Here is a 3,214-nt window from a genome sequence, read left to right on the forward strand (position 1 = left end):
TGCCGGCCGCCTCCGCTTCGCTCCGGCGTCCATTTTGAAGAACTCGCATCTTCCATGGCTGAAGCTACCAAGGCACTTGATTGGGAAGAATATCGAAAATGGTTATTTGATAACAAAAGTCAGATTCATGCAAAGTATACTTTCAAGTCTAGCAGAAAGTATCATCACCTTGCATTTAGCCATGAATTAGTTCTCATGCCACAATCTAGGAAAAAATTAGATGTTCTGAAGGGATTAGCAAACCTAACCAGATTTCTAGATATAAAAAATGATACAGAATTTCATGATGAATTTACAAAGTGGCTCAAGAAAAAAGAGATCAAATGGAGAATCAATGTGAAATCTAAAAACTATTGGATGGCAAACAATGTCAGCATAGAAAAAATTGTAGAAAACATTAGAAAACTGCCAGAAAAATATCAGATTTTTGCAATGTTTGTTTTAGTTTCAGGACTAAGAACTTCAGAAGCAATTGATGCGTTTAACAATCATGATAAAATTTGTCATAATGGAATATTAGAGATTTTTACAGACAGGAATACCAAAAAAACTAATGCTGTGTATTGTCACCCATTTTTACATGACAAAATTAACTTCAAAATAAGCAATACAGGGACATACAGGAATCTTAATTCAAAATACCTAGGCTGTGAGATTAGATATCTTAGAAAACTGAATTACACGTTAATTGCCATGAAAATAGATGGTATGATGGCTCAATTTATGCAAGGCCGAAAAGGAGACGTTTCCCAACGTCATTATTTTTTGCCCATGATGAGTCAAAATCAGAAAAAATGGAACAAACTATGGAATAAAATATTGAAAAGTTAATCTAGATGAAATATAATTTTTATATAATGAAAATATTTTTAATTTTTTCATTAGTTCTTATTTCATCAATATTTTTACCAAATGTTTTTGCAGAGTCATACTGGGGGAATTTAGATGTCAAAATTGAAAAAGCAGAAAGAATTTGGGGTGAAAAAGCAGATGTTATTTCAGTAAAAACAAAAATTACAAATAATGATAAAGAAAGAATATCAATTTATTATTTTTATACAGTTTTAGACGATGACAGACATAGAGAATTTTCAACTTCAAATTATTTTAATTTAAATGATAAGGGTCATACAGTTTCTGAACAACAATGTCCATGGGAATCATCAATAGAATTGAATCCAGGTTTATCTGATGATGCAAAATTCTGTTTTGAAGTACCGAAAGAAAATCTAACATTTACTTTACATCTGTATGAATCATCACCAGACTATTGCAAGAATCCATATTTTGGAAGTTGTCAAGAAAAAGCAGTTCGAGTGAATGTTCCTCCACCACAAGAACCTAGCAAAACACCAGCAACAAAAACACCATCAACTCCTAGTGTTACAAATCCAACTTCTGTATCAAACACAGCAGATATTTCGATAGCAAAAGGATCAAGTTCTCCAGGTTGTGAAACAACGAGTTCATGTTATTCTCCCTCTATAATGAAAATAGGAAAGGGTTCAACAGTTACATGGTACAATACAGATTCAGCTGCACATACTGTAACTTCAGGAACTCCTGATAAACCACCTACAGGTGATTTTGATTCCAGTTTATTTATGAGTGGCAAATCATTTTCTCAAAAATTTAGCAGAGAGGGAACTTATCCTTACTTTTGCATGGTTCATCCTTGGATGACTGGAACAATAGTAGTTTCAAGAGGTGGAGAAGTGTTAGGAAATTCAATTAAAACAGATTTAGTTCCACCAAAAATACTACAGCCAAAAGACATTACAGAGAAAGCTGCCAACGGTAACGGAATCAAAGTATCATTTAACGTACTTGCAATAGACGATAATGACGGGAATTTAATTCCAACGTGCAACCCATCATCAGGATCATTATTTCCAATTGGGAGTACAAAGGTCACATGTTCAGTTTCAGATTCATCTGGAAATAAAGCAAGTCCAGTTACATTTACAGTAACCGTTCAATCACCAAAAACAGAAATTCCAAGCTGGGTCAAAAACATCGCATCATTTTGGTGTGATGGAAAAATAGACGATCCTTCATTTATTGAGGGAGTACAATATTTAATCACAAATAAAATCATAATTGTTCCAGTCATATCATCTGATGGAAGTAGTTCTGAAATCCCATCTTGGATTAAAAACAACGCTTGTTGGTGGGCAAAGAATCAGATTACTGATGGAGACTTTGCAAAAGGAATTGAATTTTTAGTAAAAAATGGAATAGTTAATGTAAATACATCTGAAACTACTCAGAAAACAACTGAATCTACACAAAATACATCTAAACTGCAAGTAATCAAACATGAAGCATCATCTGATCCTAAAATTCTTACAAATGATCAATTCAAAAAAGTATTCACAGAACCAGACAAATACAAAGGGGTTTGGGCAAAGTTGCATGGGGAAATTACTCAAGAGCCGTTTATCAGTTCAGATGGAACTGCATATGTTTTTGATGTAAAAGAAGGAGACAGTTTTGACATTACACAACGAATATGGTTGTATTCTAAATCTAATCCAGGATTCAAAGAAAACAGTTGCCTTGTAGCAGAAGGAAAGATCCAAGGAAAAGCACAAGCTACACTGATGTTAACTGGGGCATCAAGAGATATTCCGCTTGTAAATCTAGAAAAATATAATGAAATTTCATGTCTTGATGCTAAATTTCCTCCAACAACTACAATTAATGTAAATGAGTCACAAACACAAGGAAACATAAAAGTCACATTAAAGAAAATTGAGATCACTCCACAACATACAAGAGCACTGATAGCAGTAGAAAACATTGGAAATCCAGATGGGGTTGATTTCTATGGACATAGCTCCGCAATTATTCAAGATAAAAAACAATTCAAAGCAAAACTTTTAGGATTATTTACGGTCAAAGTTCCAACTATTGAGAGTGATATTCCAATGGATGTAATTGAAGAGGGATGGGTATTTTTTGAGCCTATAGAATCAAAATCATTTAAGATAATGTTTGAGGGGATAGAGACATCCAAAGGTTGGACAACTCAGAAATTTAGTTTTGATATTAATTTTAACTAATATGTAAGCATGTTAAATCAAAAAATAAAATTATTTTGGAATAATAATCGTTATGAATTTAATAACAACAAAAAAGAAAAATTAATTTCCGAAGGAACGCGCAGCCCTTCTTCCGAAGGAAAGCGGAGCCTTGGGTGTGCTTTGACCAC

The 3,214-nt window shown here is 33.3% G+C and carries 2 protein-coding genes; both read left to right on the forward strand.

From position 1 onward, the window contains the following. Positions 1-831, forward strand: an 831-nt coding sequence (locus BG20_RS00125; RefSeq protein WP_338032778.1) for an integrase, incomplete at its 5' end; no start/stop codon positions are given. A gap of 26 nt (positions 832-857) precedes the next feature. Beyond that, entirely contained in the window at positions 858-3,065 is a 2,208-nt protein-coding gene (locus BG20_RS11565; protein ID WP_010189439.1) for an HYR domain-containing protein, read from the forward strand. Positions 3,066-3,214: the final 149 nt, after the last annotated feature.

Source organism: Candidatus Nitrosarchaeum limnium BG20, from assembly GCF_000241145.1.
Classification (GTDB): domain Archaea; phylum Thermoproteota; class Nitrososphaeria; order Nitrososphaerales; family Nitrosopumilaceae; genus Nitrosarchaeum; species Nitrosarchaeum limnae.